General features: G+C 69.9%; 24 protein-coding genes and 1 rRNA gene. 5 read left to right on the top strand and 20 right to left on the bottom strand.

Translation table 11 applies throughout. From position 1 onward, the window contains the following. Positions 1 to 48 precede the first annotated feature (48 nt). Positions 49 to 678: a TetR/AcrR family transcriptional regulator gene (locus tag ACIBTM_RS45720; protein ID WP_395883363.1), complete on the bottom strand. Its 630-nt coding sequence runs from the start codon at positions 676 to 678 to the stop codon at positions 49 to 51. Between the two features lie 69 nt (positions 679 to 747). Here ACIBTM_RS45720 and ACIBTM_RS45715 point away from each other — a divergent pair, with 69 nt between their 5' ends. Beyond that, entirely contained in the window at positions 748 to 1,581 is an 834-nt protein-coding gene (locus tag ACIBTM_RS45715) for a class I SAM-dependent methyltransferase (RefSeq protein ID WP_395883362.1), read from the top strand. A gap of 60 nt (positions 1,582 to 1,641) precedes the next feature. Here ACIBTM_RS45715 and ACIBTM_RS45710 read toward each other — a convergent pair whose 3' ends face one another. From ACIBTM_RS45710 to xerD, 7 genes are all read right to left on the bottom strand, one after another. After that, a complete protein-coding gene (locus ACIBTM_RS45710; RefSeq protein ID WP_395883393.1) occupies positions 1,642 to 3,510 on the bottom strand; it encodes a Xaa-Pro dipeptidyl-peptidase in 1,869 nt (622 codons plus the stop codon). Positions 3,511 to 3,603: 93 nt separating this feature from the next. Next, positions 3,604 to 4,356 carry a pseudouridine synthase gene (locus ACIBTM_RS45705; protein ID WP_007035528.1) on the bottom strand — a complete coding sequence of 251 codons (753 nt, stop codon included), beginning with the start codon at positions 4,354 to 4,356 and terminating at the stop codon, positions 3,604 to 3,606. Next, entirely contained in the window at positions 4,346 to 5,014 is a 669-nt protein-coding gene (gene scpB, locus ACIBTM_RS45700) for an SMC-Scp complex subunit ScpB (RefSeq protein WP_395883361.1), read from the bottom strand. Before scpB ends, ACIBTM_RS45705 begins: the two co-directional genes overlap by 11 nt. Beyond that, positions 5,011 to 5,946, bottom strand: a complete 936-nt coding sequence (locus ACIBTM_RS45695; RefSeq protein WP_395883360.1) for a segregation and condensation protein A — start codon at positions 5,944 to 5,946, stop codon at positions 5,011 to 5,013. Before ACIBTM_RS45695 ends, scpB begins: the two co-directional genes overlap by 4 nt. Then, entirely contained in the window at positions 5,946 to 6,371 is a 426-nt protein-coding gene (locus tag ACIBTM_RS45690) for a cobyrinic acid a,c-diamide synthase (RefSeq protein ID WP_395883359.1), read from the bottom strand. The genes ACIBTM_RS45695 and ACIBTM_RS45690 overlap by 1 nt, the downstream gene beginning before the upstream one ends. After that, positions 6,368 to 7,384, bottom strand: coding sequence for a ParA family protein (locus ACIBTM_RS45685; RefSeq protein WP_395883358.1), 1,017 nt, complete (start codon positions 7,382 to 7,384; stop codon positions 6,368 to 6,370). The genes ACIBTM_RS45690 and ACIBTM_RS45685 overlap by 4 nt, the downstream gene beginning before the upstream one ends. A 92-nt stretch (positions 7,385 to 7,476) precedes the next feature. Then, positions 7,477 to 8,379, bottom strand: coding sequence for a site-specific tyrosine recombinase XerD (xerD, locus tag ACIBTM_RS45680; RefSeq protein WP_037348132.1), 903 nt, complete (start codon positions 8,377 to 8,379; stop codon positions 7,477 to 7,479). Between the two features lie 118 nt (positions 8,380 to 8,497). Between xerD and ACIBTM_RS45675 the strand changes: the two genes are divergently transcribed. Next, positions 8,498 to 8,983, top strand: coding sequence for a DUF1707 domain-containing protein (locus tag ACIBTM_RS45675; RefSeq protein ID WP_395883357.1), 486 nt, complete (start codon positions 8,498 to 8,500; stop codon positions 8,981 to 8,983). An 83-nt stretch (positions 8,984 to 9,066) separates the two neighbouring features. On the opposite strand, the gene ACIBTM_RS45670 is transcribed toward ACIBTM_RS45675, so the two are convergent. Together ACIBTM_RS45670 and ACIBTM_RS45665 are read right to left on the bottom strand one after the other, a co-directional pair. Further along, positions 9,067 to 9,693: an NUDIX domain-containing protein gene (locus ACIBTM_RS45670; protein WP_395883356.1), complete on the bottom strand. Its 627-nt coding sequence runs from the start codon at positions 9,691 to 9,693 to the stop codon at positions 9,067 to 9,069. Then, positions 9,690 to 11,390, bottom strand: coding sequence for a CTP synthase (locus ACIBTM_RS45665; protein WP_395883355.1), 1,701 nt, complete (start codon positions 11,388 to 11,390; stop codon positions 9,690 to 9,692). Before ACIBTM_RS45665 ends, ACIBTM_RS45670 begins: the two co-directional genes overlap by 4 nt. Before the next feature lie 88 nt (positions 11,391 to 11,478). Here ACIBTM_RS45665 and aroA point away from each other — a divergent pair, with 88 nt between their 5' ends. Beyond that, positions 11,479 to 12,765, top strand: coding sequence for a 3-phosphoshikimate 1-carboxyvinyltransferase (gene aroA, locus ACIBTM_RS45660; RefSeq protein WP_395883354.1), 1,287 nt, complete (start codon positions 11,479 to 11,481; stop codon positions 12,763 to 12,765). Between the two features lie 6 nt (positions 12,766 to 12,771). On the opposite strand, the gene ACIBTM_RS45655 is transcribed toward aroA, so the two are convergent. Next, positions 12,772 to 13,449, bottom strand: a complete 678-nt coding sequence (locus ACIBTM_RS45655; RefSeq protein ID WP_395883353.1) for a GntR family transcriptional regulator — start codon at positions 13,447 to 13,449, stop codon at positions 12,772 to 12,774. A gap of 146 nt (positions 13,450 to 13,595) precedes the next feature. Between ACIBTM_RS45655 and ACIBTM_RS45650 the strand changes: the two genes are divergently transcribed. Both ACIBTM_RS45650 and ACIBTM_RS45645 read left to right on the top strand, forming a co-directional pair. Continuing rightward, on the top strand, positions 13,596 to 15,038 hold the full coding sequence (locus ACIBTM_RS45650; protein WP_395883352.1) for an NCS1 family nucleobase:cation symporter-1: 1,443 nt from the start codon (positions 13,596 to 13,598) through the stop codon (positions 15,036 to 15,038). Beyond that, on the top strand, positions 15,038 to 15,748 hold the full coding sequence (locus tag ACIBTM_RS45645; RefSeq protein ID WP_395883392.1) for an aspartate/glutamate racemase family protein: 711 nt from the start codon (positions 15,038 to 15,040) through the stop codon (positions 15,746 to 15,748). Before ACIBTM_RS45650 ends, ACIBTM_RS45645 begins: the two co-directional genes overlap by 1 nt. Before the next feature lie 61 nt (positions 15,749 to 15,809). On the opposite strand, the gene ACIBTM_RS45640 is transcribed toward ACIBTM_RS45645, so the two are convergent. The 9 genes from ACIBTM_RS45640 to rrf all read right to left on the bottom strand — a co-directional run. Next, positions 15,810 to 16,757, bottom strand: a complete 948-nt coding sequence (locus ACIBTM_RS45640; RefSeq protein ID WP_395883351.1) for a copper transporter — start codon at positions 16,755 to 16,757, stop codon at positions 15,810 to 15,812. Beyond that, the gene (gene steA / locus ACIBTM_RS45635; protein WP_395883350.1) at positions 16,754 to 17,938 is read right to left on the bottom strand and encodes a putative cytokinetic ring protein SteA; all 1,185 of its coding nucleotides are present in this window, start codon (positions 17,936 to 17,938) and stop codon (positions 16,754 to 16,756) included. The genes ACIBTM_RS45640 and steA overlap by 4 nt, the downstream gene beginning before the upstream one ends. A gap of 115 nt (positions 17,939 to 18,053) precedes the next feature. Continuing rightward, positions 18,054 to 19,850: a DNA repair protein RecN gene (gene recN / locus ACIBTM_RS45630; protein ID WP_395883349.1), complete on the bottom strand. Its 1,797-nt coding sequence runs from the start codon at positions 19,848 to 19,850 to the stop codon at positions 18,054 to 18,056. Between the two features lie 104 nt (positions 19,851 to 19,954). Beyond that, a complete protein-coding gene (locus tag ACIBTM_RS45625; protein WP_037303235.1) occupies positions 19,955 to 20,866 on the bottom strand; it encodes an NAD kinase in 912 nt (303 codons plus the stop codon). Then, on the bottom strand, positions 20,863 to 21,678 hold the full coding sequence (locus tag ACIBTM_RS45620; RefSeq protein ID WP_395883348.1) for a TlyA family RNA methyltransferase: 816 nt from the start codon (positions 21,676 to 21,678) through the stop codon (positions 20,863 to 20,865). Before ACIBTM_RS45620 ends, ACIBTM_RS45625 begins: the two co-directional genes overlap by 4 nt. Before the next feature lie 4 nt (positions 21,679 to 21,682). Beyond that, entirely contained in the window at positions 21,683 to 21,889 is a 207-nt protein-coding gene (locus tag ACIBTM_RS45615; protein ID WP_395871022.1) for a hypothetical protein, read from the bottom strand. A gap of 58 nt (positions 21,890 to 21,947) precedes the next feature. Beyond that, positions 21,948 to 22,937, bottom strand: a complete 990-nt coding sequence (locus ACIBTM_RS45610) for an HAD-IIA family hydrolase (RefSeq protein WP_395883347.1) — start codon at positions 22,935 to 22,937, stop codon at positions 21,948 to 21,950. Further along, a complete protein-coding gene (locus ACIBTM_RS45605; RefSeq protein ID WP_395883346.1) occupies positions 22,930 to 24,810 on the bottom strand; it encodes a hypothetical protein in 1,881 nt (626 codons plus the stop codon). Before ACIBTM_RS45605 ends, ACIBTM_RS45610 begins: the two co-directional genes overlap by 8 nt. 161 nt (positions 24,811 to 24,971) lie before the next feature. After that, positions 24,972 to 25,062 (bottom strand): 5S ribosomal RNA (gene rrf / locus ACIBTM_RS45600); the annotation flags it as partial.

Raw genomic sequence — 25,062 nt, 5'->3', positions numbered from 1 at the left:
TCCTTTCCTTGCGAAATTCGCAAGGAAAGGACCGTTCATTGCATTCGGCTAGCCGCGATCGAGCACCTGCGCGGCCAGTGTGTCCTCCACCCAGCGCTCCCATACGTCCAGCGGCCAAGCGCGGTCACGGGTGAGGATCAGGAACATCTCCGGGCTGAGGAGCGCGTAGAGGACGTCCGCCGCTCTATCGACGGTGAGACCGGTGGCAGCGCCCGGTTTCCCCATCAACGCCTTCGCCGCCGCCACGTGTACGGCATGGCGCGGATCCTCTTGATCCGGCCACAGTTCCCGCAGTTCGGGGTGTGCCGCGGTCGCGGTGCGGACCATGTCGCTGACGGCGGCGACCCGTTCGAGCACGGCCCGGCTGCCGGTGACGAGCGCGGTCAGCGCTTCGCGCGCGTCCGGCGCGTCCATCACCCGCGCGAACCACGGCCGCTCCATCGTCGCCAGTGGACCGTCGTCGCCGGCGATCGCGACGTCGACCAGTTCCTTCAGCAGCGTCGGCTTGTTGCGGAAGGTGAAGTAGATGGTCTGGACAGCGACTCCCGCCCGGTCCGCGACCTGCTGAAGCGTGGTCGCGCCGTAGCCGTCGGCGAGGAAGAGCTCCGTGGCGGCCGTGATGATCCGCCGCCGGGTTTCCGCCGCCCGTTCGGATCGGGCGCCCTTGACACCACTCATGACTGGAGTCTATCTCTAGAGTCAATCACTAGAGTCCAACTCTAGTAACGATGCGAATGGGGTGCCGGGATGACGGCGATCGTCAATCAGCAACAGGCCGATGCGTGGAACGGCTGGGAGGGCAGGCTTTGGGCGGATCGCCCGGATCGCTACAACGGGATGATGGAGGCCTTCGACGCCCCGCTTTTCGACGCGGCGGACATCCGCGACGGTCATGCCGTCCTGGACGTGGGCTGTGGCGCCGGGCTCACCACCCGGATGGCCGCGAAAAGGGCCGGAAGCGGGCGCGCGCTGGGCATCGACCTGTCGGCACCGCAGCTGGAAAGGGCCCGCCTCGACGCGGCGGCCGAGGGAATCACCAACGTCACGTTCGAGCAGGGAGACGCGCAGGTACACCCGTTCGACGGGCCCGGCTTCGACGTCGTCATCAGCCGGGGTGGCGTGATGTTCTTCGCCGACCTGGTCGAGGCGTTCGCGCATGTCCGCGAAGCGATGGCACCGGCCGGGCGGCTGGCTTTCGTGGGGCCGCGGTCAGGCGACGTCGACAGTGGCTACGCCCGCGCGACGGCGGCGCTCGCGCCCTACCTCCGCGAGCCCTCCCCCGCCGCACGCGGGATGGGTTCGCTGCTGACGCCCGAGCGGATCACCGAAGTGCTCACGGCGGCGGGCTTCCGCGACATCGGGATCAAGCCGGTGGACGCGGACATGGGCTTCGGGGCCGACGCCGGCGACGCGACGGACTTCGTCTTCTCGATGGCGCCGATCCAGCACAACCTGCGGAACGTGGACGCGGCCTCCATCGCCGGACTCCGCGACCAGGTCCGCGACGCGCTCGGCGAATTCGAGACGCCGCAGGGGGTGCGGATCCCCGGCGGTGTCTGGGTCGTGACCGCCGTCCGCTGACGCTAGGAACGGTCCTTTCCTTGCAAATTTTGCAAGGAAAGGACCGTTCCTGGCGTTCGCCTACCCGCGCTCAAGCCCCGAACCGGTGGCAGGCGCGATCTGCGCCGGAGCCACCGGAAGCGCCGCCGGTACCGCCGACGGACCCGAGCCCGCGACAGGCAGCGCCAGCGAGGTCTTGCCCAGATCCACCGCGATCTTCGGGTACTGCGCCGGTCCCGAGATGAACGAGCCGTCCGTCCCGCCGATGATCAGCGCGAGCTGATGCCCCTGCGGGACGACGTGGTCCGTACTCGCCAGCCGGAACGTCATCGTGTACGGCTGCCCCGGCGTCAGCGGCGACTCCTGGGTCAGCGAACCGTGGTTGGCCAGATCCGCCCAGCCGCGGCTGATGATGTTCAGCCCCACCGAGACGGCGTCGGTACTCGTGTTCAGGTAGCAGGCGTCGTTGCCGGAAGCGCTCGCACCCCAGCACGACTGGGTCAGCTCGTTCTTGATGCCTTCCTTCGGTCCCGTGTAGTTCCGGATGGTCGCCGGGCCGTAGTCCACCAGGATCGCCGAGAGCCGCGCGGTGGACGTCGACGGCGTCGCGGTCACAGTCACCTTCGCCGTTCCGGACACGTGAAGGTCCTTCGCCAGCGCGCCCGTGCTGAACAGCACGCGCCCGCTTGAGGTCTCCGTCGGCCTCGCGGCCCAGCTGTTCGAGGACTGCCCGGAGGAGTCCGTGAACGACACCGTCCCCGTCCCCGCGGTCGTGCCGAGCGTGCCGACGCCCGGAGTGCCACCGGACGCGGGGCGCAGGGTGACGGCACTGCCCGCGGGCCACGCCGGCTGGTCCACCCAGACGTCGGGCTCGCGTTCCACACTCGCGCCCGGGGTCTTCTCGATGCCGTTGTCGACGCCGAGCAGGTAGTGGTCGAACCACTTGTGCAGGGTGTCGACCCACTCCGAGCGCCGGTAGTCGAAGGGATCGACGTGACCGGCCTGCGTCAGCCAGATCTTGCGCTCGACGTTCAGCGCTTCCCACCATTGCCCGAAGTTGATGGTCTTGACGTTGAGGTCGCCGAGGCCGTGCGAAGCGAGCACGCTGGCCTTCACCTTCGAGGCGCTCTGCACGTAGTCCCGGTCGAGCCAGAACGCGTTGTAGTCGCCGTTCGAGGTCGCGCCCGCGGTGAGCTTCTGGTTCGCCGCGCCGCAGTTCTGCCCGCCGTTGCGCCGGGACACGGTCTGCGCCAACCCCGCCGGGCTGCCCTGGCGCAGGTTCGCGCCGTCGGAACGGTAGTAGTCGTACCAGGAACTGATCGCGCCGATCGGCACGATGGTCTTGAGCCCGTCGACACCGGTCGCGGCGACGCCGTTGGCCACCGTGCCGTCGTAGGACTTCCCGATCATGCCGACCGCGCCGGTCGACCACGTCGCGTTCGTCCTGGCCGGACCGGTCGCCGTCGTGTAGCCGTTGGCCCTGCCGTTCAGCCAGTCGACCACCTTGCGCGCCGAATCGATGTCCGAGGGCCCGCCGATATCGGTGCAGCCGCGGGATTTGTTGGTACCGGCCAGATCCACCAGGACCACGGCGTACCCGCGAGGGACGAAGAAGTTGTCGTAGTAGAGCGGGAACCCGACCGGCCTGCCAGACGGGTCGTAGGTCTTGAGCTCGCTCTCGTTGCCGCGTCCGCAGCACGAGTAGTACGGGCTCGCGTCCATGATGACCGGGACCTTCTTGCCCTGCGCCGCCGGTTCCTTCGGCCGGATGATGTCGGCGGCGACCCGGTCCGAACGGCCATCGCCGTCCCCGTCGAGCCCGATGTCCACCCAGGCCGTCTCGCGGACGGCCTGGGCGAAGTCGTAGACCGGTTCGCTGCCCCGCGGTTTCGCCGCGGACTGCGGTGCCGCGACCACGGCAGCGGCGACCGCCAAGATCCCTGCCAGCACAACTGTTTTCACGGTTGAGCCCTTCCCCGTCGGCTGAAAGCCCGTCAGGGAGAGCTAAACGCGGAGATCACTTGTGTAGTAGAGCGGAAAGTCTTACAGATCGACGGCGCGGTACAGCGAGCCGACCTCGCCGCGGTTCAGCCGCCGGATCGAACCGGAGCGCTGGGCACCGAGCTGGACGTCGCCCAGCGCGGTCCGGACCAGTTTGCGCACCGGGTGCCCGGTCGCCGCCATGAGCCGCCGCACGATGTGCTTGCGTCCTTCGTGGATGACCAGCTCGATCTGGGTGCGCCCGGCCAGCATGTCCTTGACGCGGAACTGGTCGACCTTGACGATGCCGTCCGGCAGCTCGAAACCCGCGCGCAGTTCCTTGCCGAGCCCGCGCGGGACGATGCCCTCGACCTCGGCGAAGTAGGTCTTCAGCACACGGAACGACGGGTGCATCAGCCGGTGACCGAGGTCGCCGTCGTTGGTGAGCAGCAGGAGGCCCTCGGTGTTCTCGTCGAGCCTGCCGACGTGCACGATGCCGGGCGTCTCCTCGTACCGGCCGCGCAGGTAGTCGCCGACGCACGGACGGCCGCGGTCGTCGTTCATCGTGCTGTGGACGCCCTTGGGCTTGTTCAGCAGGAGGTAGACGAGGTCCTCGCGGACCTGGACGCGGGTGCCGTCGACGTGGATCACGGAGTTGTCCGGATCGACCCGGCGGCCGAGTTCGGTGACCACCTTGCCGTCCACGCTCACGCGACCGCGCACGATCAGGTCCTCGGCCGCGCGCCGGGAGGCGACGCCCGCCTGCGAAAGGACCTTCTGCAGCCGAATGCCGTCGGGATGCGGGTCAGATGTCATCGATGGTGTCCACTTCGGGTAGCAACGGAGCGATGGGCGGAAGGTCGGCCAGGGACGACAGGCCCAGTCGCTCCAGGAACAGCTCGGTCGTCACGTACAGCGTGCCAGTGGTTTCGGGGTCGGTCCCCATCTCCTCGATCAGGCCGCGCGCCAGCAGCGTCCTGATCACCCCGTCCACATTCACCCCTCGGACGGCGGCGACCCTGGCCCTGGTCACCGGCTGCCGATAGGCGATCACGGCGAGGCTCTCCAGTGCGGCTCGCGTCAGCTTGGAACGCTGGCCGTCGAGCAGAAGCTTCTCCACGAACGGGGCATAGACGTCCCTAGTGTAGAACCGCCACCCTTCGCCGACTCGGCGCAGGTCGATTCCGCTGGTCCGCTCGGTGAACTTCTGCGCCATCGTGCGCAGCGCCACGGTCACCCGCGACGCGGGCTGCCCGACCGTCTCGGCGAGCGATTCCTCGCTGATCGGCGAGTCGACGACCAGGAGCAACGCCTCCAGCGCCGCTTCGAGCGTCTCGTCGGAGGTGACGTCGGGATAGTCGCCGTCACCTGCCGCCACGAGCCCCTCGTCGGCGGGCGGCTCCGCTTCGGCGGCAGGAGTCTCCGCCTGGGCCTCTTCGGTCACTTCGGTCTCTTCGCTGTTCTCCGGGCTCACCCGTACTCCTCGTCCTCGACGGCGGCGCGATCCTGTTCGGCCGCCACCGACGCCTCCGCCACGGACCCGCCGGTCCAGCGCACATGCAGTTCGGCGAGCGCCTCCAGCTGCTCGAACTGGACCGAGGACTCCCGGTACAGCTCCAGCAGCGCGAGGAAGCGCGCCACGATCTCGACGGTGTGCTCGCAGTCCTCGACCAGTTCGCCGAAGGTCGCTTCGCCTCGTTCCGCGAGTTTGAGCCGCAGCAGCGCGGCGTGCTCGCGCACCGAGACGCGGCCCATGTGGATATGCGCGATCGACACCGTCGGCGGCGGCTTCGGTTTGAAGACCGCGACCGCGATCTCGGAGAATTTCCCCACGTCGACGCCGAGCATCACCTCGGGCAGCAGGCCCATGAACCGGTCTTCGAGCGCGACCGAGCGCGGGTAGCGCCGCAGCGCGCCGGCCTCCAGTTCGCCGAACAGCGCCGCGACCTGCTTGTACGCCCGGTACTGCAGCACGCGCGCGAACAGCAGGTCCCGTGCTTCGAGCAGGGCGAGGTCGTCTTCGCTCTCCACCTCGGCGGCGGGCAGCAGCCGCGCCGCCTTGAGGTCGAGCAGGGTCGCCGCGATGACCAGGAACTCGGTCGTCTCGTCGAGATTCCACTCCGTGCCGAGCGCACGGGTGTAGGCGATGAAATCGTCCGTGACCCGGTGCAACGCGACTTCGGTGACGTCGAGCTGGTGCTGCGAGATCAGCTGGAGCAGCAGGTCGAAGGGGCCCTCGAAGTTCTCCAGGTGCACCTTGAACTTGGACGTGCTCAGCTCTTCGCTGGCCAGTCCTTCGGGGACCATCCCGCCGTGCACGGTCTCGTGCACGGCGGGGGTCTCGTCTGCCTCTGTCCGCTCGACCGGCTCTGAGCCGCTGGGAGCAGCCGCGGCCGGGTCGTCCATCAGTTCTCGGTCTCTTTCCCGTCCTCGCTGCCCGCCCGCAGGCGCTGGACGAGGACCGAGTCCTCGCCCGCCGCGTCGAAGTCGGCCAGCAGCACGGCCACCGCCTCGCGGACCAGCCTGCCGCGATCGAGTACGAGGCCGTGCTTCGCCCGGAGGTTCAGCCTGGCCTGCTCCATCGCCAGCAGTTCGTCGCCGGAGACGTAGACGGTGATCTTCGCGTCGTGCTTGGTCCGCCCGGAACCGCTGCGCGCGGCCCGGGTCAGCTGATCCTTGTGCGCGTGCCCCGTCTCGGTCCCGGATCCGTTCCCGTTGCCGTTCCCCTTGGCGGGGGCGGGCTGTTCGGGCGCGGGCGGGAGATCGAGGGCGGGGCTGGAGGTGATCCTGAAAAGTTCGGACGCTCCGGGCAGGGAAGCTCGCCTGCTCACCGAGCGATCACCTCACGTGCCAGCGCGCGATAGGCCGCCGCGCCCGCTGATTTGGGTGCCCAGGTCGTGATCGGCTCGCCCGCGACCGTCGTCTCGGGGAACCGCACGGTGCGGTTGATCACCGTGTCGAACACGGTGTCGCCGAATGCCTCCACCACTCTCGCCATGACCTCCTTCGAGTGCAGGGTTCTCGGGTCGTACATGGTGGCGAGAATCCCGGTGATGTCCAGTTTGGGGTTGAGGCGTTCCTGCACCTTCTCGATGGTGTCGATCAGGAGCGCTACGCCTCGCAGACTGAAGAACTCGCACTCCAGCGGGATGATCACACCGTCCGCGGCGGTCAGTGCGTTCACCGTCAGCAGGCCTAGCGAGGGCTGGCAGTCGACAAGAACATAGTCGTAGTCGTTCATGACCGGACGAAGGACCCGTAACAAAGTGTGTTCGCGTCCTACCTCTGCGACCAACTGGACCTCGGCCGCGGACAGGTCGATGTTGCTCGGCAGCAGGTCGACGCCGTCCACCCGGGTCTTCCGGATGACGTCGGTGATGCTGACCGAGCGCTCCATGATGACGTTGTAGACCGTCTGGTCCAGCTCGTGCGGCTGAATGCCGAGGCCGACCGAGAGCGCGCCCTGCGGATCGAAGTCGACCAGCAGCACCCGGCGGCCGCATTCGGCCAGCGCCGCGCCGAGGTTGATGGTCGAGGTGGTCTTGCCGACGCCGCCCTTCTGGTTGCACATGGCCATCACCAGTGCGGGGCCGTGCCGTTCCAGCGGCGGCGGGTCGGGGATCTCGCGATACGGACGGCCGGTGGGCCCGATGCCGTCGTCGTCGCGTTCTTGCTGCTTGGCTTCTTTGGCGCGCTTGGCCTTGCGGCCGCGGGAAGAGATCGTGTCCTCCGACGGTTCGTCGCCGTCGTGTTCGGCGGGGGTTGCGATGGTGACCTGGCTGAGGCTCGCGGCAGCCGAACCGGCGGACGCGGACGGCTTCGCCGGCTCGTTCGGTGTCGACATAACGCGAAAGCTCCTCTTCGGCAGGATCCTCGGCAGCCTATGCGCGATTCGTGAGTCGAGCCAACGAGGCACGCCGTGATCGACCGGGGTGATTAGCCGAGCGCGCGAGGATGTGCTGTCGCGTAAACCTCGCGGAGCGTGTTGACCGTGACCAGCGTGTACACCTGAGTGGTGGTCACCGAAGCGTGGCCGAGCAGCTCCTGCACGACGCGGACGTCGGCGCCGCCTTCGAGCAGATGCGTGGCGAAGGAATGGCGCAACGTGTGCGGGGAAACGCCCGCCGTGATCCCCGCCGATTCCGCGGTGTCCTTGAGAACCTGCCACGCGCTCTGCCGGGAAAGCCTGGAGCCGCGGGCGTTCAGGAACATCGCCGGCGTCCCCCGGCCGTGGGTGGCGAGGGCGGGCCGCGCGCGGACGAGGTACGCGTGCACCGCTTCCAGCGCGGGACGGCCGATCGGCACGATGCGCTGTTTGCCGCCCTTGCCGTCGAGCAGCACGGTCCGTTCGGCGTCGTCGATGTCGTCGACGTCGAGCCCGACGGCCTCGGAGATCCGCGCGCCGGTGGAGTAGAGCAGTTCCAGCAGCGCCCTGTCCCGCAGCGGCCGTTCGCCCTCGGGTGGCGGCGTTTCGAGCAGTTTCAGCACGTCGCCGACCGGCAGCGCCTTGGGCAGCCGTTTGGCCGCTGCGGGCGGGCGGACCTCGCGAGCCGGGTCGTTCTCGGTGATGCCGTCGGCGTGCGCGAACTTGTGCAGCCCCCGCACCGCGACGAGCGCGCGGGCCGCCGAGGACGCGGCCAGCGGGCGATGCTCTTCGTCGCCTTCGCGCAGCGCCGCGCCGAACGAGGTGATGTGGGCCGAGGTGACGTCGGCGAAGCGCTCGACGTCGGCGTCGCCGAGGTACGCGGTGTACCGGCGCAGGTCACGGGAGTAGCTGTCGAGGGTGTTCCTCGCGGTTCCGCGCTCGACCACCAGATGGTCGAGGTATGCGGCGACCACCTGGGCGACTCCGGTACCGCCGGCCCGTGACACACGGACACTCTAGGACCACCGCGACCCGATCGGGGGTTCGCCGCGCGTGCCGCGCCGCGGGTGTGAAACGGGCTACCTTGGGAGCATGTCGCAGCAACCGGACCCGGAGGAGATGCGCGTCGGCACGGCCGAGCGCGAAGAGGCCGCGCGACTGCTCGGCGACCACTACAGCCAAGGCAGGCTCACCCCGGACGAGTACGAGGGCCGCGTCCTCGCCGCGTACGAGGCCGTGACGCTCGGCGAACTCCGGCCGCTGTTCCAGGATCTGCCGTCGCCGCATCCGAAGTACCTGGCGCCGAGGTTCGACCCGCCGCCGTTCGTGCCCGTGTATCAGCAGCCCGCCGCGGTGCTGCCCTACTCGCCGAAGTCGAAGATCGCCGCCGGGGTGCTGCAGATCGTGCTGCCGTTCGGGATCGGGCGGTTCTACACCGGGCACGTCGGTCTCGCCCTCGGCCAACTGGCGGTCGTGCTGGTCACCTGCGGCGTCGGGGTGGTCTGGCCGATGGTCGACGGGATCGTGCTGCTGGCGAACGGCGGCACCGACGCGCAAGGCCGCCGTCTCCGCGACTGACCCCCGCGCTCCCCGAATGCTAGGAACGGTCCTTTCCTTGCAAAATTTGCAAGGAAAGGACCGTTCCTAGCGCGCGAAGGGGGTCAGAGACCGCGCGAAGCGAACTTCGTCGGCCGGTCCTCCCAAGGCGCGTCCGAAGGCCGCGACGAAGCCGCCCCCGAAAGCACCGCGTGCGCGGCGAGCACGCCACCGACGGTCGCCCCGTTCACCAGCTCACCCGCCAGCGCCATCCGGACCGCCTCGGCGAGCGGGAACTTCCGCATGACGAGGTCGGCCTCCTCCTCGCCGAGGATCTCCCTGTCCACTTCGGACAGTTCGCGGGCGAGGTAGACGCGCACGACCTCGTCGGTGAAGCCGGGCGACGCCGCGACGTCGACCAGGGTCTCCCAGCGTTCGGCGCTGAGCCCGACCTCCTCGACCAGCTCGCGTTTGGCCGCGCCGACGGGGTCCTCCCCCGCCTTGTCGATCAGCCCGGCGGGCAGTTCCCACAGCCGCCGCCCGATCGGGTGGCGGTACTGGTGGATCAGCGTCACCGCGCCGTCCGCGTCCAGTGCCACGACGGCGACCGCGCCGAGATGCTCGACGACCTCACGGCGGGCGGTGCCGCCGCCGGGCATCACGACCTCGTCGACCCGCAGCCCCACGACGCGTCCGATGTGGACGTCCCTTGTGGACGCGACGGTGAACTCGTGCTTGCCGGGTTCGGTCACCTGGCCACCGTCTGCGGGGCCTCGGCCAGCTCGACCGGCAGCCGCTCGGCGACCTTGCGGTCCACGACGGCCTTCACGAACGCGCTGAACAGCGGGTGCGGCCGGGTCGGGCGGCTCTTGAGCTCCGGGTGCGCCTGGGTGCCGACGAAGAACGGGTGCTTGTCGGCGGGCAGCTCCACGAACTCGACCAGGTGGTCGTCGGGCGAGGTGCCCGAGAACACCAGCCCGGCGTCGGAAAGGCGTTTGCGGTAGGCGTTGTTGACCTCGTAGCGGTGACGGTGCCGCTCGGAGACCTCGGTGCTGCCGTACGCCTTCGCGACCTGCGAGCCCGGCTTGAGCTTCGCGACGTAAGCGCCGAGCCGCATCGTGCCGCCCATGTCGCGCTCGCCCGCGACGACGTCGCGCTGGTCGGCCATCGTGGAGATGACCGGGTTCGGGCCGTCCTCGAACTCGGCCGAGTTCGCGTCCTTGATCCCGGCCAGGTTCCGCGCCGCGTCGATCACCATGCACTGCAGGCCGAGGCACAGGCCCAGCAGCGGCAGCCCGTGGGTGCGGGCGTAGGCGATGGCGCCGACCTTGCCCTCGATACCGCGGATGCCGAACCCGCCGGGGATCAGCACACCGTCCACATCGGACAGCGCGGCCGCGGCGCCGGCCGGGGTCTCGCAGGAGTCCGAGGGGACCCAGGCGATCTGGACCTTGGCGCGGTGGGCGAACCCGCCCGCGCGCAGCGCCTCGGTCACCGAGAGGTACGCGTCCGGCAGGTCGATGTACTTGCCGACGACCGCGACCCGCACCGTCTCCGACGGGTTGTGCACGCGGTCGAGCAGGTCGCCCCACACCGTCCAGTCGACGTCGCGGAACGGCAGCCCGAGACGGCGCACCACGTAGGCGTCGAGCGCCTCACGGTGCAGCACCTTCGGGATGTCGTAGATCGACGGCGCGTCGGGGCAGGCGATGACGGCCTCGGTGTCGACGTCGCACATCAGGCCGATCTTGCGCTTGAGGTCCTCCGGCAGCTCGCGGTCGGCGCGGCAGACGAGCGCGTCGGGCTGGATACCGATGTTGCGCAGCGCGGCGACCGAGTGCTGGGTCGGCTTGGTCTTCAGCTCACCCGACGGGGCGAGGTACGGGACCAGCGAGACATGGAGGAAGAAGCACTGGTCGCGGCCGACGTCGTGGCGGACCTGACGGCAGGCCTCCAGGAACGGCAGCGACTCGATGTCGCCGACGGTGCCACCGACCTCGGTGATCACGACGTCCGGGCTGTTCCCGTCCTCGTCGGCGCCCGCCGCGGCGGTGATCCTCGCCTTGATCTCGTCGGTGATGTGCGGGATGACCTGCACGGTGTCGCCGAGGTACTCACCGCGGCGTTCCTTGGCGATGACCTCGGAGTACACCTGCCCGGTGGTGACGTTCGCCTTGCCGTCGAGAGCCCGGTCGAGAAAACGCTCGTAGTGCCCGATGTCCAGATCGGTTTCGGCGCCGTCGTCGGTGACGAACACCTCACCGTGCTGGAACGGGTTCATGGTGCCTGGATCGACGTTGAGGTACGGATCCAGCTTCTGCATCGTGACCCGGAGCCCACGTGCGGTAAGGAGCTGACCCAGGCTGGAAGCCGTGAGTCCCTTACCCAGAGAGGAGGCAACGCCTCCGGTGACAAAGACATACTTGGTAGCCCGCGACTGAAGTCCCACGGGCTTCCACCTTATCGCACGCCCGCCGTAGCGCTCATCGGCCACGCCGCAAGCGTCCGATGGAGTGGAAAACCGCTACCCTCGCGGCGTGACAGACGCGCACGACACCTGGACCGCACCGGTCGCGGAAGGCCCGCTGGACGCGGACATCCGCGTCCCCGGTTCGAAGTCGATCACCAACCGGGCCTACGTCCTCGCCGCGCTCGCCAGCGCGCCGACGCGGGTGCGGACCCCGCTCGACTCCCGGGACGCGCGCCTCATGCTCGGCGCCATCTACGCCCTCGGCGCCCACTCGCAGGGCAGCATCGGCGGCTACCTCGTGCACCCGCTCGGCCCCGGCCGCGTCCATCCCGACGAGACCATCCGGGTGGAGCTCGGCAACGCGGGCACGGTCGCCCGGTTCACCCCCGCGCTCGCCACGCTGGGCACCGGTCCGGCGCTGTTCGACGGCGACGAGGCCATCCGCCGCCGCCCCATCGGGCCGTTGCTGAAGGCGCTGCGCGACCTCGGCGCCCGTATCGACGACGACCGCCGCGAGGCACCGCCCTTCACCGTCCACGGCGAAGGCGGTCTGCGAGGCGGCAGGGTCGATCTGGACTCCTCGGCGTCGAGCCAGTTCCTGTCCGCGCTGCTGCTCGCCGGGCCGTCGTTCCAGCAGGGTGTCACCGTGCGCCTCGTGGGCGGCCAGGTGCCGAGCGAACCGCATATCGCGATGACGGTCGAGATGCTGCGCCGTTTCGGGGCCACCGTGGACCGCGAGGGCACCGAGTTCCACGTCGCCCCGACACGGCTTTCCTGTCCCGAGTACATCGTCGAGCCGGACCTCTCGACGGCGGCGCCGTTCGTCGCCGCCGCGGTCGCGACCGGCGGCACGGTGCGGATCGCGGGCTGGCCGCAGCGGACGACCCAGCCCGGGGACTGGCTGCGCAGCCTGCTGCCCGTCCTCGGCGCCACCGCCGAACTCGACGCGGCGGGCCTGACGGTCACCGGCGGCGGCACGATCCCCGGCGTCGAACTGGATCTGCACGACGTCGGCGAGCTGACACCGGTGATCGCGGCGCTGCTGTGCCTCGCCGAGGGGCCGTCGGTCATCTCCGGAGTGGCGCATCTGCGCGGTCACGAGACCGACCGGCTGACCGCGCTCGCCACCGAACTGTCGTCGCTCGGCGCCGACGTCCGCGAGACCGAGGACGGCCTGCGGATCACCCCGGCGCCGCTCCACGGCGGGAAGTTCCGCACCTACGACGATCACCGGCTGGTGATGGCGGCCGCGGTGCTCGGGCTGAAGGTCGAAGGGGTCGAGGTGGAGAATCCGGGGACGGTCGGGAAGACCTTCCCCGGATTCGCCGAGGCCTGGACCTCGATGCTCGGCTAGGCGAGTTCAGCCCGCGGAGCGTTCTCCGTCATCCTCGGGGAACAGCGTCTTCAACGTCACTGCCCGGTTGACCCGCACGTGCTCGACGGCATGCGCCCGCGCACGGTCGGCGTCCCCCGATGCGATCGCGTCGTAGAGGCGGCGGTGCTCGTCGAGCAGTTCGCCCCAGTGTTCGTTCTGGCTGATCAGCCAGCGCAGCCTGCCCTCGAGCGGGCGAAGGATCTCGTGCAGCAGGCCGTTGCCCGCGAGCGCGACGATCTGATCGTGGAAGCGGGTGTTGAGCAGGGTGATCCGGGCCGGGTCGCCACTCTCGGTCGCGCGGGCGGCGTCGGTGAGCAGCCGTTCGAGCGCGCGGAGTTCGGCTTTGCCCGCCCGTTCGGCGGCCAGCCCGGCGGCGAGTCCTTCGAGCGCCTCACGGACGTCGAACAGCTCCTCGACGTCGGCCCTGGCCAGCTGGCGTACGACGATCCGGCGGGGCGACTGGACGGCGAGGAACCCTTCGGCCTCCAGGCTGCGGATGGCTTCGCGCACCGGCACACGCGAGACGCCGAGATCCTCGGCGAGTTCGCGTTCGACCAGCCTGTCCCCCGGCTTCAGCCGTCCGGCGAGGATACGTTCACGCAGCTCGTCGCGGACCCGCTGCCGGGTCGCGGCCAGCGGCTGACGCTGTCCTTCCTCGGCCACCTGACCCCCTCTTCAACACTGCCGTAACAGCTCGTAACCCGAGTTTATCGGCAGAAACCTTGACGGCGGGCCACCGCGGGGTGATATTTGGGATGCCAAATTTTGGGATACCAAATCGACCGGCTCCCCGTCGATCGGAGGCCCGCATGACCGCCGCCCCAGCAACCCGGTCCGAAGCGCCTACCACCGAGAACGCCGATCCCCGGCTCTGGAACGAAGACCTCGCCCCGGCGAAGGAACGCCGCTGGAAGGTCTACGACATCTTCGCGCTGTGGATGTCGGACGTGCACAACCTCGGCAACTACACCTTCGCGGCGGGCCTGTTCGTCCTCGGGCTTTCGGCGTGGCAGGTGTTCACCGCCCTGCTGACCGGTTTCGTGCTCATCTACTTCGGCATGAACCTGATGGGCCGGATCGGCCAGAAGACCGGCGTTCCCTTCCCCGTCGTCGCCCGCATCAGCTTCGGCACCTTCGGAGCGAACCTGCCGGCGCTGATCCGCGCGATCATCGCGATCTTCTGGTACGGCATCCAGACCTATCTCGCCTCCGTGGCCATCACGCTGCTGGTGCTCGCGATCGATCCGGGGCTGAAACCGTTGACAGAGGTCGGTTTCCTCGGCCTGCACGCCCTCGGATGGATCTGTTTCATCGCGTTGTGGCTCGCGCAGGCGCTTGTGCTCACCCGCGGCATGGAGGCCGTACGCAAGTTCCAGGACTGGTGCGGTCCGGGCATCTGGGTCGTGATGATCGCGCTCGCCGTCTGGGTGCTGGCCGCCGCCGACTGGAACATCTCCTTGACCAGCAACCCGAAAGCACTGTCCACAGGGGAGCAAGTACGGCAATGGTTCGGCGCCGTCGGCCTGATCCTGTCCATCTACGGCACCCTGATGCTCAACTTCTGCGACTTCTCCCGGTTCGCCCCGAACCAGAAAACCGTGCGGCGCGGCAACTTCTGGGGTCTGCCGATCAACTCGACGGCGTTCGCGCTACTGTCGGTACTGGTCACGGCGGGCAGCCTCCAGGTGTTCGGCGAAGCCATCACCGATCCCGCCGAACTGCTGGCGCGCATCGACAACACACCAGTGCTGATCATCGGCGCGCTGACCTTCGCGATCGCCACCATGGGCGTGAACATCGTCGCGAACTTCGTCTCCCCCGCCTACGACCTGGCCAATATCTGGCCGAAACGGATCACGTTCACCATCGGCGGGATGATCAGCGCGGTCGCGGCGTTGTGCGTGCTGCCGTGGAAGCTGTACTCCTCCCCCGCTGTGGTCAACTACTTCCTCGGCGGCCTCGGGGCCTTCCTCGGCCCACTGTTCGGCATCATGATCGTGGACTACTACCTGGTGAAACGCGGCCGGATCGACGTGGGCAAGCTGTTCGTGGCCGGACCTGATTCGCCATACCACTACAAGCGCGGGTTCAACCCGCGGGCGATGGTCACCTTCCTGCCCACGGCGGCGCTGTCCGCGATCATCGCCCTGGTGCCGTTCTTCGCCCCCGCCGCGCCGTACTCGTGGTTCATCGGCACCGCTTCCGCCGCGGCCCTTTATTTCGTGGTGTCACGCAAGCAGCGGGTCGCGTGATGCGGATCCTGGTCACCAACTGCAACACCACCGAGGCGATGACCAAGGAGATCGAGGCGGGCGCCCGCGCCGCCGCGAGTCCCGGCACCGAGATCCTGGCCAGAACACCGTCGTGGGGGCCGGAATCCGCCGAGGGGTGGCTGGACAGCTTCCTGAGCGCCGCGGCCGTCCTCGACCTTCTCAACGGGCTGGACGAGCCCTTCGACGCGCTCGTGATGGCCGGTTTCGGCGAGCACGGACGGGAAGGCGCGAGGGAACTGCTCGACGTCCCGGTCGTCGACATCACCGAGGCCGCCGCGCATCTGGCCTGCCTGCTGGGAAGACGCTATGGCGTCGTGACCACATTGGACCGGACGTGCGGGCTCATCGAGGACAGCCTGCACTCCGCGGGCGTCGCGCAGAACTGTGTCGGCGTCCTCGGCGCGGGGCTCGGCGTCCTCGAACTGACCGACGAACGCCGGACGGAATCGGCCTTGCTGACCGCCGGACGCCGGGCCCGGGACGCGGGCGCGGAGGTCCTCGTTCTCGGCTGTGCCGGGATGACCGGCCTCGATCGCCGTATCTCGGCGATGCTGGACATCCCGGTGATCGACGGCGTCGCCGCCGCCGTCCGCCTCGCCGAATCGCTGGTGGCGCTGAACCTCAAGACCAGCCGAGCCGGTTCCTACGCCCGTCCGCTCCCGAAAACCCGTCTCTGGCCCCGCGTTTAGTCCTCTGGATGCGGTCCTTGCACACGCAAGTACCGCATCCAGAGGACGAAATGCGAAGGGGTCAGTTGCCGGCGGCGGCGATCCCGGGGGCGGGAGCCTGAGCGTTACCCGCGATACCGTACCGGCCCGCGCCGCCTTCGAGCTGCTCCCGCAGGGCCATGATCGTGGTGACCCGGCCGGCCGCGGTCTCCGCGTTGTCCACAGTGGACAGGATGGAGGTCGACGACGTGTCGGCGCGGACGACACCGATCGCGCCGGTGCCGTCGGCGGATCCCGCGTCGCCCGCCAGGACGGTGCCCGCACCGGAGCGGTCGAGCTGCGCGGCGAAACGCGCGATGGTCGAGGCGCGGTCACCCGCGCCGTCGCCGGTGTACTTGGAGCCGGTGAGCACGATCGCGAGCTGCGCGGGCTTCACGTCCCCGCCGGTCTTGAGGAATCCGCCGTCGGTGAGCCCGCCGAGTGCGGCCGCCAGCTCCACCGGGGTGGACTGCGGCTGCGCGTTGTCCTTGTTCAGCAACGCCACGGAGCCGATCAGCGCGCCCGCGAGGGTGCCGGGGTCACCCGCGGTCGGGAACTGGACACCGGCGGGCTGCAGCCGCGACACGACGTCACGCAGCTGATCGGACCGCATCGGGTCGGAGAACGCCTCGGTCAGCTGGATCTCGCCGGTGACGGCGGCGCCCGCCTGCCCGACGAGCTGCTTGAGCGCGTCGCGGTCCGCGGGCTTCGCGTCCTCGGTGGTCACCAGCACCACCGAACGCTTGTCCAGCTGCCCCGCGACGACCTTCGGCCCCATCGCGCCGGCGAACGCGTCCGCGTCGCCGAGCCTGGCGTTGAGCGAATTGCGCTGCGCCTCCAGATCCGCGACCTGGGAACCCAGATCCTCCTTCTGGCTGGCGAGCCCCGAAAGCAGGGAACCGTTCAGCGCCGTCGACCCGAGCACCACGCCGAGGGCGAGGGCCAGGAAACAGGCGGCGATGGAAACGATGTGGTACCGCAATGAAATCACTTGAAGAGTCCCTTGCCCCAGGCGATGAACGAGTTCCAGGTGTCGCGGATCCAGTCGAGGTAGACCGAACCCACATCCGACACCAGCAGCGCGGCCGCGACGGCCACCAAGGTCGCGACGACCAGCAGGACGATGGCGCCGATGGACACCCGGCTGCGGTGCAGGGTCGCGACCGCCTTGCCATCGACCAGTTTCGTGCCGAGCTTCAGCCTGGTGAGGAACGTCGACGGGTTCGACCCGGACCGGCCGTGGTCGAGGAATTCCCGCAGTGTCGCCTGGAATCCGACGGTGACCACCAGGCTCGCCTCGTGCGCGTCGGCCAGCAGCAGCGCGAGATCCTCGGCGTTGCCCGTCGCGGGGAAGGTGACCGCGCCGATGCCGAGGTCCTGGATGCGCTCGACACCCGGCGCGTGCCCGTCCGGCTGCGCCGGGACCACGACCTCGCCACCGCTGCGCAGGGTCTCGGCGCCGATCCCGTGCGGGTCGCCGACGATGACGTCCGGCTGATAGCCCTGCGCGCGCAGGGTGTCGGCCCCGGCGTCCACCCCGATCAGCACCGGCCGGTGCTCGGAGATGTACTTCTTCAGCTTCTTGAGGTCTTCGGCGTGCCCGTTGCCGCCCGCGACCACCAGTGCGTGCCGATCCCGCAGCGGTACACGGATCTCCGGGACGCCGACGCCGTCGAGGATGAGGCTGCGTTCCCGGCGGAGGAATTCGATCGTGTTCGCGGAGAAGGCCTCCAGCTGGGTCGACATCCCGGCCTTGGCCTCGATCATCTGGTCCGCGATGCTTTCCCGCGTCTGCTGGACGCCCGAGCCGAGCTGCCGCTCTCCGATGTAGACGACGCCCTCGTGCAGGCGGAGCTTCGTGCCGTCCTTGACCTTGCGCAGCAGTTCGCCGCCGACCGAGTCGACCAGCGGGATCCCGGCCTCGAGCAGGATCTCCGGGCCCAGGTTGGGGAAACGGCCGGAGATCGACGGCGAAGCGTTCACCACCGCCGCGACTTCGGCCTCCACCAAGGCATCGGCCGTCGACCGGTCGAGGTCGAGCTGGTCGAGGACGACGATGTCGCCAGGGCTCAGCCGACGAAGCAGCTCACGCGTACGCCTGTCGACCCTGGCGACGCCGGTGATCCCGGGGAGGGTCTCTTGGTTACGCGAGAGCAAGCCGGTGAGCTTCATGCGACCGATAGTGACAAATTCGCGCGGGCTTCCGTGTCCGCCACGCCGATGGAAACACGCCGATTAACCCACACTGGTCCGGCCGTGGCCGACCGGGAAGAAGCAGTGAGGAAGGCTACTTCGCCTTCTTTCGCTTCCCACCGCGACGGGCCTTGGGCTTTTCCGGCGCGCTCTTGTCGGCCTCGGCGACGGCGAGCAGTTCCTCCGCGTGCGCCCGGCCGGTCTCGGTGCTTTCCATTCCGGCGAGCATGCGCGCGAGCTCGACGACACGCTCCGACTGTTCGAGCACGCGCACACCACTGCGGGTCACGCCGCCGCTGGTGCCCTTGTCCACCACCAGATGCTGATCGGCGAACGCGGCCACCTGCGGCAGGTGGGTGACCACCAAGACCTGGTGACTGCGCGCGAGCCGCGCGAGCCGCCTGCCGATCTCGACCGCCGCGCGGCCACCGACCCCGGCGTCGACCTCGTCGAACACCAGTGTCTGCACGGTGTCCGCGTGGGCGAGGACGACCTCGATCGCCAGCATCACGCGGGAAAGCTCACCGCCGGAAGCGGCCTTGTGGACCGGGAGCGGCGGCGCGCCGTTGTGCGCCCGCAGCAGCAACTCGACGTCGTCGACGCCGTCGGGCCCGGCGTGCACGAGCCTGCCGCCGACCTTCACCGCGTGCGCGTCGCTCTCGTCGACGGTGCGCCGATCGACGGTGATCTCGATCTCGGCCTGCCCCATGGCGAGCCCGGACATCTCGGCGGTGATCGCCTCGGCGAGTTCGGCGGCGGCCTCGACACGCGCCTCCGACAGCGTGAGGGCGTGTTCCGCCAGGGTGACGGCGAGTTCGTCGCGGCGCTTGGCCAGCTCGGCCAGCGCCTCCTCGGAGGTGTCCATCGTGGACATCCGGCGGCGGGCGTCGTCGGCCCAGGCGAGCACGCCGTCCACATCCGCCGCGTACTTGCGAGTGAGCCGCTTGAGGTCGGCCTGGCGCGCGAGCACCTTCTCCAGCAACGCGGGATCCGCGTCGAGCGTTTCGAGGTAGCTGCCCAGCTCGGTGCCCACTTCGGACAACAGCACCGAGGCCTCGTCCAGCCGGGGACCGAGCTCACGCAGGACGGCGTCCTCGGAACCGGTCAGATGGCGGGTCGCCTCCCCGATCAGCCCCAGCGCGCCGGGCACGTCCGGGTCTCCGTCGGGCGAACCCGAGACGGCGGCCTGCGCGGCGCTCGCGGCGGACCGCAGCTCGTCGACCGCGGCGAGCCGCTTGATCTGCTCGGTGAGCTCGGTGTCCTCGCCGGGTTCCGGCGCGACGGCGTCGATCTCGGTGAGCCCGTGGCGCAACAGGTCGGCCTGCTGGGCCATCTCGCGGGAGCGGGTGGAGCGCTCGGTCAGCTCGGCGACGACGGCGAGCCATTCGTCCCGCACCGCGCGGTACTGCTCGAGCGGCTCGGTGACGGCCTCACCGGCGAACCGGTCGATCACCGCGCGCTGCTCGGCGGGCCGCAGCAGCCGCAGCTGATCGTTCTGCCCGTGCACCGCGATCAGCTGTTCGGACAGGTCGGCCAGCACACCGACCGGCACCGAACGGCCGCCGAGATGGGCACGGGACCGGCCGTCGACCGAGACCGCGCGCAGCGCGATGACGCTGCCGTCCTCGTCGACCTCCGCCCCGGCGTCGGTGACGATCCGGGTGGCGCCCTCGGCACCGCCCAGCTCGAATCGGCCTTCCACGAAGGCCTTCAGCATTCCCGTCCGCACCTTGGACACTTCGGCTCGGCCGCCGGAGAGCAGGTGCAACCCGCTGACGACCATCGTCTTGCCCGCACCCGTCTCACCGGTGACCACGGTGAAGCCAGCGTGCAGTTCCAGCAGGGCGTCCTCGATGACTCCGAGGCCCTGGATGCGCATCTCGGCCAGCACGACGCCCACCGTAGCGGCCCACCCCGACCATTCCCGCACCCGGCATGAGATGAACGGGACTTTCCTTGCAAATTTTGCAAGGAAAGTCCCGTTCCTCTCAGCCGTCAGCGGGCGTGTCGCTCCCGCCAGCCCTTGATCGGCAACGAGAACTTGTGCACCAGCCGGTCGGTGAACGGGCCTTCCCACAACCGGATCAGCCGCACCGGCACCCGGCCGCAGGTGACCCGCACGGCCGCACCGGCGGGAAGATCGAAGGTTCGCGATCCGTCGCAGGTCAGGACCGCGGGCGAACCGTCCGGATCGATGGCGACGGTGATCTCCGAGTCCCGCGAGACGACCAGCGGCCGGGAGAACATCGCGTGCGCGTTGCTCGGGACCACCAGCAGAGCCTGGACGTCCGGCCAGATGATCGGCCCGCCCGCGGAAAACGCGTACGCCGTCGAGCCGGTCGGAGTGGCGCACAGGACACCGTCGCAGCCGAAGGACGACACGGGCCTTCCGTCGACCTCGATGAGCGCGTCCAGCACCCGCTCCCGCGAGCTCTTCTCGACACTGGCCTCGTTGAGCGCCCACGTGTTGACGGTCTCCTCACCGTCGACAGTGACCACGACGTCGACGGTCATCCGCTCTTCGACCTGGTAGTCGCCGTCGACGGCCCGCTGGACGGTGTCGGCGAGCTTGTCCGAATCGGCCTCGGCCAGGAAGCCGACACGGCCGAGGTTCACGCCGAGGACCGGGACCCCGTTCGGCCTTGCCAGTTCCGCGGCCCGCAGCAGCGTGCCGTCACCGCCGAGCACGAACACCAGCTCGGTGCCGGCGGCCGGATCCTGTTCCGGCGCCATCACCGTGCAGGGCGCGCCGATCCCGCCGTCCGCCTCCAGCATCTCCCGGACGTCCTCGTCGAGCACCCGCAGCCGCACACCGGCCTTGGCGAACCGGGCCGACACCTCGCGTGCCGCGTCCCGGGTCGCGTCCCGGTCCGGGTGCACGACGAGCAGCACCTCGCGATCGCTCATTGGGGTCCCTCCAGGACTGCGGTCCGGACGAGCCGCTCGGCGTCGGTGCCGGCGGTCTCCCCCGCCCCGCGGGTAAGCCAGACGAAGTATTCGACGTTCCCGGACGGCCCGGGGAGCGGGCTCGCCACGACGCCGCGCAGGTTCAGGTCCAGCTTCTCGGCCTCGGCGAGCACGCCGAGCACCGATTCGGCCCGCAGCTCCGGGTCACGGACGACGCCACCGCTGCCGAGCCGGTCCTTGCCCACCTCGAACTGCGGTTTCACCATCGGCACCAGATCCGCGCCGTCCCGCGCGCAGGCGGAAAGTGCGGGAAGCACGAGTTTGAGCGAGATGAACGAGAGGTCCCCGACCACGAGGTCGACCTGCCCGCCGAGGTCTTCCGGGGTCAGGTTGCGGACGTTCGTCTTGTCCATGACGACCACGCGGTCGTCGGTACGCAAACGCCAGTCCAGCAGGCCGCGGCCGACGTCGGCCGCGATCACCGTGGCGGCACCGTTGCGCAGCAGGACGTCGGTGAAGCCACCGGTCGAGGCGCCCGCGTCGAGGCAGCGCTTTCCTTCGGTGGAAAGACCTTGCGGGGTGAAGGCTTCGAGCGCGCCGAGAAGTTTGTGCGCGCCGCGGGAGGCCCAGCCGGGGTCGTCACCGTCGCGCACCACGATCGGCGCGCCGGACTCGACCCCTGTCGCGGGTTTGGTGGCCACCATCCCGCGCACGGTGACCTTGCCCTCGGCGATCAGCGCCGAGGCCTGCTCCCGGGACCGGGCGAGACCCCGCCGGACGAGCTCCGCGTCCAGGCGGGCGCGTTTGGCCACGCGGTCAGACCTTGTCGATGGTGGACAGTGCCACCGTCAGCTCGGTGTGCACGGCCTCGAAACGGTCGACGTGCTCCGAGAGCGGAAGCGCGGTGAGGTCGTCGAGACCCGCCACGGCTTCGTCGATCCCGGCACGGGGATCCGTGTCCTGCTGCGCGAACTGATCGGCCTGGACCGCCGGAGGCCCGGGCACCGGCGGAGGGCCCGGCACCGGCGGTCGCGGCACGGGGTGGAAGTGGTCTTGCACCCCACCAAGTTAGCAGCGCTGGTCAGCCGAGGCGCAGCTCGCCGAGCGCGGCGCGGGCGGTGTCGCCCACACCACGGACCTCGGTGATCCCCGACTCCCAGGCCGCCGCGCACAATGCGCGCAGCAGGTCGAGGGGGTCGCCCTCACCGTCGGCTTCGAGCACGTCACCCTGTGCGGTGACGCGCCAGCCGTCCTTGGGCCCGATCTCGAGCAGATCCGCTCGGCTGCTCAGCCCGGACAGGTCCGCCGCGAGGTAGCGCGGACGCTCCTCGGGCCTCGCCGCGATCAGGGACGCGGCGTCGGCGACCCCGGTTAGGACGCAGAGCGCGTCGATCCCGGCCGCGACCGCGCCCTCGATATCCGTGTCCAGCCGGTCGCCCACGACGAGGGCACGCTCCGCGCCCGCGTCCCGCGCCGCCGTCGTGAACAGGCCGGGCGCCGGCTTGCCGGCCACCAGCGGTTCGACGCCGGTGGCGTGGCGCAACGCGGCCACCATCGACCCGTTGCCCGGCAGCAGACCGCGTTCGCTGGGCAGGGTCGCGTCGACGTTGGTCGCCACCCACAGCGCGCCCGCGCGGATGGCGAGGCACGCCTCCGCGAGAGCGGCCCAGGTGTTCTCCGGGGAATGCCCCTGGACGACGGCGGCCACGTCCGGACCGGCTTCGCGAACCGTTTCGAGGCCGACGGACTCGACCTCGGCGGCCAGCGAGTCCGTGCCCACGACGAGGACCACCGCGCCCTGAGGCAGCCGCTCACCCAGCAGGGCGGCGGCGGCCTGAGAGCTCGTGTGGACCTCTTCGGGAGTGGCGGGCAGTCCGAGTGCCTCCAGGTGCGCGGAGACCTCCGCGGGCGCCTTGGAGGCGTTGTTGGTCACCCAGCGGACTGCCGTGCCGTGGTCCCGGAGCGCCCGGAGTGCTTCCGGAGCGCCCGGGACCACTTCGCTGCCGTGATAGACCGTGCCGTCGAGGTCGAACAGGACCGCGTCGTACCCGGCCGACAGGGCGTCAGCCATTCGTGAGCTCCGCGGCGCGCTCGGCGGCGTCGGTCTCGTCCTCCTCGTCGGCCTCCGCCGCGTTCAGGAACCAGCGGATCGCCTCGTCCTTGCGGTCGGCCGCGGCGAGGTTGTCGGCGTAGGCGTAGAACAGCCGGGCGCTCCACGGGTCGCGCTTCTCCGCCTTGAGGTCGTCGCCCTGCAGGGAGACGACGGCGGCGTCCAGCTGACCGAGGTCGCGCCGGGCACCGGCGGCGACGATCGCGAGCTCGATCTGGGTCGCCTTGGACAGGCGCTCCTTGTCGACCTCCTTCGCGAGGTCGAGCGCCCGCTCCGGACGGCCGATGGCGCGCTCGGCGTCGGCGATGATCGCGATGTGGTCGTCCGCCCGGGTCATCCGGCGGACGGCCCGCAGCTCGGACAGCGCCTCGGACCAGTTGCCCGCGTGGTAGGCGACCAGGCCGAGCGCCTCACGGACGATCGGGACCCGCGACGCCTTCGCCTTCGCGTACTTCGCGTGCTCCATGGCGGCTTCGGGGTCTTCGTCGACGAGGCCGCCGGCCGCTACGAGATGCTTGCCGACGGTTTCCGCGAGCGCCTTGGGCAGGGTGCGGAGCTCCCGGCGGACCTCCTCGTCGAGATCGGAGAACTCGATGCCTTCGGGCAGCTCCGGCGCCTCGAGCAGCTCACGCGCCAAGGTCTCGTCGTCGACCGGCCTATCCTCGGTGCGCGGCGAGGAACGGAAGTCCTTGCGGCCCTCGGAACGGTCACGCTGCGGACGGTCGTCGCGCTTGCGCTCGAACCGGCCTTCGCCGCCGCGGGAGTCGCCGCGCTTGTCGTCGTACCGCTTCTCCGGCCGGTCACCGGAAGGGCGACGGTCCCCGCGGTTGTCGCGGTCGCCGTAGGACTTGCGCTCGTAGCCACCACCGCTGGGACGACGGTCGCCCGAGGACGAACCGCGCCGGTCGCCGTTGTACCCGCCGGACCGGGAGCCGCCGCGGTCGTCGCGGTCGCGGTAGGACGGACGCCGGTCCTCGCCGCCTCGGTTGTCACGGTCGCCGTAGGACTTGCCCTGAGGGCGTCCTTCGTAGCGGTTGCCGGACGGGCGGTCGTCAGACCGGCCGCGGTTGTCCGAGCCGTAGCCGGAACGGGCCGGGCGGCTGTCGGAGCGCTTCTCGTAGCGGCCCTCGGAACGGTTGTCCGAGCGGCTGTCCGAACGGTTGTCGTAGCGACGCTCGGAACGGCTGTCCGACGAGCGGTACCCGCCGCGGTCGCCACCCCGGTTGTCGGACCGGTAGCCACCGCGGTCGTCACTGCCCCGGTTGTCCGAGCGGTAACCTCCGCGGTCGCTGCCGCGGTTGTCGCCACCCCGGTATCCACCGCGATCGCCGCCGCGGTTGTCCCGGCTGTCGCGGCTGTCGCGGCTGTCGGACCGGTAGCCGCCGCGGCTGTCGCCACCACGGCTGTCCGAGCGGTAACCGCCACGGTTGTCGCCACCGCGGTAGCCACCGCGACGGTCGTTGTCGCGGCCGCCGGACCGGTCGTCACGGCGGTCGCCGGCACCGGAACCACGACGGTCGTCGTTGTTGTAGCGCGGGCGGTTCTCGTCGCGTCCCTGGCCGCCGAAACGACCACCGGACCGCTGGTCGCGGGAGCCGTCGCCACTGCGCGCGGGCTTGCCGGGATAGCTGCCGGAACCGCGGGCACCGCGGTCGTCACGGCGCGGGCGGCCCTGGTAGCCGCCGTCGCGGCCGCCCCGGTCCTGCCTGCCGCCGGCGGAACCGCGCCGGTCACCTCGCTGCGCGTCAGACCGGCCTCCGCGGGGACTGTCGTCCCGGCGACCCGACCGGCCGGACGCGCCATCATCTGAGTCACGTCGACCGAACTCGGACACCTGGCCTCCTGCCACTATTGAAAAGTTTCGATACCCGGCCAGCCACAAGGCGGGCCAACGGACCATTCTAGTCCGTGCGTGGACATGAAAAGAGACAGGGCCCTGACCGGGGAGAACCTGTTGGGGTTCTCGACCCTGGTCAGGACCCTGTCCTGAAGTTAGTCCGGCGGTGTCCTACTCTCCCACAACCCTTCGGTTGCAGTACCATCGGCGCTGTCAGGCTTAGCTTCCGGGTTCGGAATGGGACCGGGC

The organism is Amycolatopsis sp. NPDC049868 (genome assembly GCF_044461365.1).
Taxonomy (GTDB): domain Bacteria; phylum Actinomycetota; class Actinomycetes; order Mycobacteriales; family Pseudonocardiaceae; genus Amycolatopsis.
This window is presented reverse-complemented; position numbering and strand designations above follow the sequence as displayed.